General features: G+C 35.3%; 4 protein-coding genes. All 4 read left to right on the top strand.

Features of this window, described 5'->3' with window-relative positions; all coding sequences use genetic code 11:
• The coding region (locus tag Q0800_RS08980) for a T9SS type B sorting domain-containing protein (protein WP_299129011.1) at window positions 1-262 on the top strand (262 nt) is incomplete at its 5' end.
• A 39-nt stretch (window positions 263-301) separates the two neighbouring features.
• On the top strand, window positions 302-2,083 hold the full coding sequence (locus Q0800_RS08975) for a gliding motility-associated C-terminal domain-containing protein (protein ID WP_299129010.1): 1,782 nt from the start codon (window positions 302-304) through the stop codon (window positions 2,081-2,083).
• A gap of 416 nt (window positions 2,084-2,499) precedes the next feature.
• Window positions 2,500-7,326, top strand: coding sequence for a choice-of-anchor L domain-containing protein (locus tag Q0800_RS08970; RefSeq protein ID WP_299129009.1), 4,827 nt, complete (start codon window positions 2,500-2,502; stop codon window positions 7,324-7,326).
• 35 nt (window positions 7,327-7,361) lie between these two features.
• Window positions 7,362-9,368 (top strand): excinuclease ABC subunit UvrB, encoded by a 2,007-nt coding sequence (gene uvrB, locus Q0800_RS08965; protein ID WP_299129008.1) that lies wholly within the window; start codon window positions 7,362-7,364, stop codon window positions 9,366-9,368.
• Window positions 9,369-9,446: the final 78 nt, after the last annotated feature.

Here is a 9,446-nt window from a genome sequence, read left to right as displayed (position 1 = left end):
TGGATTCCCTAAATTCTTTACACCTAATGATGATACAGTAAACGACTTTTGGCAGGTTAAAGGGATTAGTAATCAGTTTCAGGCTGGCTCTAAAATTTACATATTTAACCGTCATGGAAAGCTCTTAACGCAGCTCGATCCGGTTAGTCGTGGTTGGGACGGCACTTATAACGGTAATAAAATGCCTACTAGCGACTATTGGTTTAAAGTTACACTGCAAGATGGGAGAACGTTTACCAGTCATTTTACTTTGAAACGGTAAGTTTAAAAACCGTAATTTAGTTTTACCAAATTTTAAACTTTGAAACGTGTAAGCTACATATTTTTTATTCTTGTACTTAATGCGACTTTCCCTCTCTTTGCCCAAGATATTTCTCTATTTCAGCAATTCAATGGTCGATACGATTACATAGCCATAGGCAACACACTCAATATAGCAGAGAATGGTACATTTGGTCCTTGTGATGTGTTAACAAGTGCTTCCGCGGATTTAGTATTAAATGCAGATCAAACTATAACAGCCGCTTATTTATATTGGGCTGGCTCCGGCAGTGGCGATTTTGATATTACTATTAATGATATACCAGTTTCTGCGGAACGCACCTTTAGTGATACTTTAGATGAAACTCGAACTTTTTTTGCAGCATTTGCTGATGTTACGGATATTGTAACTTCTCAGGGAAACGGAACTTACACCATTTCAGAATTTGACTTATCTGATACCATTGCACCTTTTTGTCCTTCGGGAACTAATTTTGGCGGTTGGGCTATAACCATAATTTTTGAAGACGAAAATTTACCCTTAAATCAATTAAATGTATATGACGGTCTACAAAGTGTTCCAACATTTTTAAGTATAACGCTCGATAGTCTAAATGTTTTAGATAATGAGGATGCCAAAATAGGCTTCGTTGCTTGGGAAGGTGACAGCGCTTTAGCAGTAAACGAACAGTTGACAATTAATGGGAATACCATTAGCAATCCGCCATTAAATCCTGCTAATAATGCTTTTAATGGCACAAATAGTTTTACAGGCGCATCTAACTTATACAATATGGATATTGATGTTTATAATATTCAAGATAATATAAACATTGGTGATACTTCGGCTACGATTACGTTAACGTCTGGTCAGGATTATGTAATGATAAATAATGTCATAACAGTATTAAATAGTCAATTGCCAGACGCAACTATTACGATTGATGATTATATTGTAAACTGTGGTGATAACAGCGTAGAATTTAATTATACAGTTAATAATTTTAATAGTACTGCTGTCTTACCTGCCAATACTCCTATAGCTTTTTATCTAGATGATTTACTCATTGGGCAAAGTGAGACCATAAATGACATTCCTATTGACCAAAGCGAAAGTGGTTCTGCTATAGTTATTATACCTGAAAATACGGACCCAAACCTAATTATTGAAGTCATTGTGGACGATGATGGTACCATTACAGGTACAATAACTGAGACCAATGAAAATAATAATGAAACACAAGTAGAAATTGAACTACTTATTATTCCTGAGATCCAGAATTTACCGAGTCTACTGAGCTGTAATGAAGGTTTTGAAACTGGCTCATATAATTTATTTGATGCTTTGGCAGAATTAGATTTTGATGAAAATAATCTTTTTTTTTATCGTACACTTGATGATTTAGAATTTGAATCTAATGGCATTTTAATTCCTTCTAATTACAATAATAATATTAATCCTGAAACCATTTATGTAAGACTGGAAACTCCACCTTGTTACGAAATTTTTCAGTTTCAGTTAACTATTGAAAACTGTCCACCTGTTGTTCCCAGTGGTTTTTCACCCAATGACGACACCTATAATGACTGGTTTAATATCCAAGGACTTTACGATATTTTTACAGCACACGAATTAAATATTTATAACCGATATGGAGATATCATTTTTACAGGTAATAACGATAAACCTTGGCTCGGAAAAATTAATAGAGGTTTAAACAATCATGGTAAAACTGTACCTGTTGGCACTTATTATTATATTCTAGATCTTAAAGATCCTAATTATCGACCAATGGTAGGTTGGGTGTACGTAAATTACTAGAACTGTTAATATTTTGGTCGCTTCGTCTTATTTTTTTGTCTAATTAATACAAGACATTTAATTTTAAATTTACAGATATTAATAGGTATTTTCTTTCGGGTATTTGTAAAGACTTCCCTCCATAATAAGACTATTTCGATTTAAAAAATATAACGATATTGAGTTTCAGGTTAAGGACATTTGCATCGTACAGATGTAATAGTTTTGAAATTTCAATTTGGGTAGAAGGCCTCTTTTTAGAGGTCTTTTTTCTGTAGAATAAATGTTTTAAACGCAAATATGTTAACATTTAGTGCTTTTCGTCGGATTTAATTGTACTTTAACCTAAATTAACTTAAGTTTGATTCCCCTAAGCATACAAGTGTTACGACCCCAAATCGATACCAAAATGTATGTTTATAAACTTAACCTAGCTTATGTATTATATCTCACGCTGCCTTATTGTTACGTTATGCCTTGTTTGTAGTTATATTAGTGCACAACAGATTGTAGTAAATAATACCCTCTCTCCGCAAAACCTAATAGAAGATACACTTATACAAGGTTGCGTAGAAGTATCTAATGTTTCATCACCAGTTAATGGTAACACTGTTGGCTTAGGTAGTTTTGGTTATTTTGAGCGCGGCACATCAAATTTTCCTTTTGAGAATGGTTTAGTACTAACTACGGGTAACGCAAATTCTGCTGGTAATGGCAGTAACACAGAAGTGTTAAATGATGGTAATAGTGCTTGGGCTACAGATCCAGACTTAGAATCTACATTAGCAATTTCGGGTACTTTAAATGCCACATCAATAGAATTTAACTTTATTTCAATTGCCAATCAAATACAATTCAATTATATATTGGCTTCAGAAGAATACTTTGGAAATTTTCCTTGTGAATACTCCGATGGATTTGCTTTTCTCATTAGAGAAGCCAACACTGGTAATGCTTACACAAATATTGCTGTTGTACCTGGTACCTCTACTCCTGTAAATACAACTACTGTACACGATGAAATTGTTGGCTTTTGTGATGCCTCAAATGAACAATTTTTTGAAGGTTATAATTTAGGCGATACCAATTATAACGGTAGAACAGCCGTTTTATCTGCTTCGGCAAATATTCAACCCAATGTTGAATACCAAATAAAACTTATCATAGCAGACCAAACCGATGAAAATTACGATTCTGCAGTTTTTATAGAGGGCAATAGTTTTAATGCTGCGGTTGATTTAGGCGAAGATTTTTCCACCTGTGCAAGCAGTGTTTTACTAAATGCTGATATACAAAATCCACAAGCGGTCTATTCATGGTATCAAAATTCGGTTTTAATACCAACGGAAACTCAGGAGACACTTAATGTTGAAGAGACAGGAAACTACCGTGTTGAAATTGAAATTCCTATCTCAGGAAGTACCTGTACTATTGAAGATGATATTAATATTACCTTGAGTTCAACACAATCCTCGGGCGCCATTACAGATTTTGAGTTGTGTGATGATTTAAGTAACAACGGTGTAGAAACCTTTAATCTAACAACGAAGAATACTGAGGTTTTAGCCTCTGTACCAAATTCTAACTATACCATATCCTACCATAATACTGAGACTGACGCTCAAAATGGTGATAATGCTCTATCAGGATCTATCCAAAATACATCTAACCCACAATCCATTTTTATAAGAATTGAAGATATGGATAACGGCTGCTTGGCATTTTCAAACTTTGATTTAATCGTTAACCCTTTACCGAACATTGTAGATCCAACACCATTAGAGGTGTGCGATGATCAAACTGCAGATGGTTTTACTGCCATTGATTTAAGTCTAAAAGATGACGAAATTAGTAATGGTCAAAATAATCTGCAAGTCCGTTATCATAGCTCAGCAGCTGATGCTTCAATAGCAAGTAATCCGCTACCTATGCCTTATGTAAACACTAATTTAAATGAGCAAGTTTTTGTAAGCGTGCAAAACCCACAGACGGGTTGTATCAGTACCACAGCATTAGATATTGCTGTTTTAGAAAACCCAGTAATTAATACCGACAATCATTATATAGATGCCTGTGATACCGACCATGATGGATTTGCTATTTTTGATTTAACATCTATTATACCTGATGTTCTCCAAGGACTAACAGGTGTAACCATAACATTCCATGAAACTAATGAAGACGCGCTTTCTGGTAGTAATAGTATAGCCGATGACACTAATTATGCAAATAGTCTTGCAAATGAACAAACCCTTTATATCCGTGTTGAAAATAACACCTCAGGTTGTGCATCTATAACACCAATAGAAATTCATACCAACTTACTCTTAACAGCTACTAACATTAGAGACATTACAGCCTGCGATATTGATAATGACGGTGTAGAAGAATTTAGTTTTGCAAGTATTGCTATCGAAATAATTAATGATATACCTGATATTACAGTAGCATTTTACTTAACTGAAGCGGATAGAGATAATCAAATCAATCCTATAGACCAAACCATACCATTTATACCAAGCAGTAACCCACAAACTATATACTTAAGCTTATCTAGCCCAACTTGTGAGGACATAGAAGATATTGAACTTTCAATAGTGCCTATCCAAGAATTTCAGGATATAAGCCGCCAAGAGGTCTGTGACGAAGATCAAGATGGTTTCACTACTACAGATCTATCTCAATTTGATATTTTAGTAACTCAAGGTCAACCTGGATTTAGTGTCACCTATTTTCTTTCGGAAGATGATGCAAGAACCAATACTAATGTATTACCTACATTTTATACAAATACTACGAATCCTTTCATGGTTTTTCCAAGAATTCAATCCAGCGACACAGGCTGTGCCGATGTAAATTCTTTTGAAATAACAGTTTTAGAAGCACCTGAAACCTCTGCTCCATCGGATTTTATTATCTGTGATGATAACCAGGATGGCTTCTTCTCAATTAATCTTTTAAACATTATTCCCGAAGTTGTTAGTAGTACAACAGATAGGCAGATACGCTTTTATAATAGTCAAAATGACGCTGATAATGCAATAAATGCCGTTGCAAACGAAACGAATTATAACGCGCAAACAGAGTCTATTTACATACGTGTAGAAAATGCTATAACAGGTTGCCACACTACAGAGGTACTATCGGTTACAGTAAATACGCTTCCTGTTTTTACAGCAATAAACAACTATAGAATATGCGAAGACAATAGTGATAGTGTTGCTGATTTTATTTTTAACACCAAAGATGCAGAAATACTAAATGGACAATCTGGTAAACAGGTCTTGTACTTTCAAAACCAGAACGATGCCGATAACAGAAGTAATGCTATTGACAAGGATACGGCATTTCAGAACACAAGTACACCACAGATCATTTACGTAAGAGTAGAGAATATTACAGATCAATCCTGTTATGATACCTCTAGCTTTAGTATTGAAGTTGGTACTAATCCAACTTACAATGAACCAGCAGATTGGTTTGTCTGTGACGATATAGATAATGATGGATTTGAAACCTTTGACCTTTCAACAAAAATTTCGGAAATAGAGCAAGGTATAGCAGACAATCTCACGATTACATTTTACACCTCACTATTTAATGCAGAAAATAGTATTAGTCCCTTACCTTTAGATTATACCAATACGTCTAATCCTCAAACTATATTTGCACAAATAGATAATGGCACCATTTGTAATGCTATAACATCATTTGAATTAAATGTTATACAAGTGCCCGAAGTCAATGACTCTGCATCAATCACTACCTGTGATACAGACACCGATGGTTTTACACAATTTGATTTAACTGTAGCTGAATTTGACATACTCGATGTAAGACAAAACGATATCTTCATCTCTTATTTTGAAAGCATAAGTGATGCTGAAACCAATAGTAATGTTATTAATAACCCAGAAGCTTACACAAATACGAGTAATCCGCAAACAGTATTTATTAAAATAACGAATACCATATCTAACTGTTTTGCTCTAGTGCCAATAGATTTAATAGTAAATACACCACCTGTAATTTCTGATTTTCAGACCTACACTATTTGTGCAAATGACAACAATAGTTTTGATCTAACAGAAATTAACGCTGCGTTAATGGACGAGAGTTTTAATGTTTTATTTAGCTATTACAACAACGAAGCAGATGCCATATCTAACACAAATGCATTAGACGCTAATTACACCTACACATCGTCTAACGATACTCTTTTTGCACGTGTAGAATTTAGCACGACACATTGTTATCAAATTTATAAATTTAACCTTAATGTTAATCCATTACCAATTGCCAATCAACCAAACGCACTAGAAGCCTGCGATGACGACGACGATGGCATTTTAGAATTTAATTTAGCCGCGCAAAACGCTACTATTCTTGGTGGTCAGAATGCATCAAACTATACCATTTCTTATCATAATAACGAAGAACAAGCTAATGAAAATGGGTCTCCATTAGAAACCGATTACACGGCTTACGATGGCGAGATTATTTATGCCAGAGTTGAAAATAACACTACAGGCTGCTACAGTATTACAGATTTTGCGGTTATTGTACATCCTTTACCTGTTATTGATATTGAAGATCAAGTAATATGTTTAGATAATCTACCTTTAATTGTATCTGCAAATACTAATAATGCTACAGATCAGTATTTATGGTCTACTGGCGCAACAACACCAGAAATTGAAATTGAAGACATAGGTACCTATTGGGTAACAGTAACAACACAATATGGCTGCGAAACCACACGCATTTTTAATGTCTCAGTATCTGAGGCGGCAACCATAGAAGCCACGGAGGTTATTGATTTTTCGGATCCAAACAATATAACTATTACCATAAGTGGTATTGGCAATTACCTTTACCAACTAGACGATGGCGAACCACAAGAATCCAACGTATTTCAAAACGTGGCTATGGGCTACCATATCCTTACAATTATAGATCTCAATGGTTGTTCGGAGGTAACTAGAGATGTTTTGGTAATAGATTACCCAAAACATATAACACCAAACAACGATGGGCAGTTTGATACTTGGCATATTGCAGGAGTCGAAACCTTACCAGGTACGATCATACATATTTTTGATCGCTATGGTAAAGTACTAACCCAATTAAGACATGATACGCCAGGATGGGACGGTACGTTTAATGGGCAAAAATTACCCGCAAGTGATTACTGGTTTTTGGCAGAAGTAAAACGTGGCACCCAATCCTTTGAAGTTAAAGGGCATTTTGCGATACGTCGCTGATTGAAAAACGATAATCTTTATCGTAACTTTGCAAAATGCGATTTAAAATAAAATCAGAGTTTAAACCCACCGGTGATCAGCCACAAGCCATAAAAAAATTATCTAAAGGCATCAACGAAGGGGAACCTTACCAAACACTGCTTGGCGTTACAGGTTCTGGCAAAACCTTTACTGTGGCCAATGTTATAGAAGAAGTGCAACGACCAACCTTAGTTTTGGCACATAACAAAACTTTGGCAGCCCAATTATATTCTGAATTTAAACAGTTTTTTCCAGAAAATGCTGTAGAATATTTTGTGTCGTATTATGATTACTATCAGCCTGAGGCTTATATCCCTGTTTCTGGTGTTTATATAGAAAAAGATCTTTCAATAAATGAAGAGATTGAAAAAATGCGTTTAAGCACAACATCTTCACTACTTTCAGGTCGACGAGATGTTTTGGTGGTTGCCTCAGTGTCTTGTTTATACGGTATCGGAAACCCTGTGGAATTTCAAAAGAATGTTATAACTGTTGAACGCGATCAGGTTATTTCCAGAACCAAACTATTACACCAATTGGTACAGGGTTTGTATTCTCGTACCGAAGCAGACTTTAAAAATGGAAACTTTAGAATAAAAGGAGATACCGTAGATGTATTTCCTGGTTATGCCAACAATGCTTTCAGAATTCATTTTTTTGGTGACGAAATTGAAGAAATTGAAGCTTTTGATGCCCATACTAATGAAATCTTAGAACGCTACGACAGATTAAATATTTATCCTGCCAATATGTTTGTAACATCACCCGATGTTTTAAACAACGCTATTAAAGATATTCAAGATGATTTGGTAGCACAGCACGATTATTTTAAAGACATTGGTAAACATCTTGAAGCTAAACGCCTTAAAGAGCGCACAGAATTTGATCTAGAAATGATACGAGAGCTAGGCTATTGTTCTGGGATTGAAAACTACTCCAGGTACTTAGATGGTAGAGCACCTGGTACCAGACCATTCTGCCTATTAGATTATTTTCCTGATGATTATTTAATGGTGGTAGATGAAAGCCATGTCACCATTTCTCAGGTCCATGCCATGTATGGAGGTGACCGAAGCCGAAAAGAAAACTTGGTAGAATACGGATTCCGCTTACCTGCAGCTATGGACAATAGGCCTTTAAAATTTGAAGAATTTGAGGTTTTGCAAAATCAGGTTATTTATGTGTCTGCGACACCAGCAGATTACGAAATGCAAAAAACAGATGGCGTATATGTTGAACAACTCATTAGACCAACAGGCTTATTAGATCCTATTATAGATGTTAGACCCAGCCTTAATCAAATCGATGATCTTATTGAAGAAATCCAAACAAGAGTAGATAAAGACGAACGTACTTTAGTAACAACACTTACCAAGCGTATGGCAGAAGAATTGGTAAAATACCTCACCAGAATTTCAATTCGATGCCGTTATATTCACAGTGATGTTGACACTTTAGAGCGTGTAGAAATTATGCAAGATTTGCGTAAAGGCATTTTTGATGTACTGGTTGGCGTTAATTTATTACGTGAAGGCTTAGATTTACCAGAGGTATCTTTAGTTGCCATTTTAGACGCAGACAAAGAAGGCTTTTTGCGCTCTAACCGTTCCTTAACTCAAACGGTTGGTAGAGCAGCTCGAAATCTAAATGGTATGGCCATTATGTATGCAGATAACATTACTAAAAGTATGCAAAAAACCATTGACGAAACAGAGTACAGACGCCAAAAACAAATTGAATACAACACAAAGCACAACATTACACCTAAAGCGCTAAACAAAAGTATGGATAGTGCCTTAGCAAAAAATTCAGTAAGTACCTATAAAACGGAATTAGAAGCTAAACTGGCTGCCGAACCAGAAAGCGAATACCTTACCAAATCACAGCTCGAAAAGAAAATACGAGAAACGCGTAAACTAATGGAACACGCTGCCAAAGCTTTAGATTTTATTGAAGCTGCGCGTTTTAGAGATAAAATTACAGCTTATCAGAGTAAATTGGAAAAGCTAAAAGTGAAGTAATTATTTTGGTGGATTGGTGAATTGGTGGATTAGATTTCAACTAAACTATGATTAAGCAAAATAGAGTTAGCCACGTCA

The sequence above is a fragment of the uncultured Winogradskyella sp. genome (genome assembly GCF_937958655.1).
Taxonomy (GTDB): domain Bacteria; phylum Bacteroidota; class Bacteroidia; order Flavobacteriales; family Flavobacteriaceae; genus Winogradskyella.
Note: the sequence above shows the minus strand (reverse complement) of the source record. Positions and strands in the feature narration are given on the sequence as shown.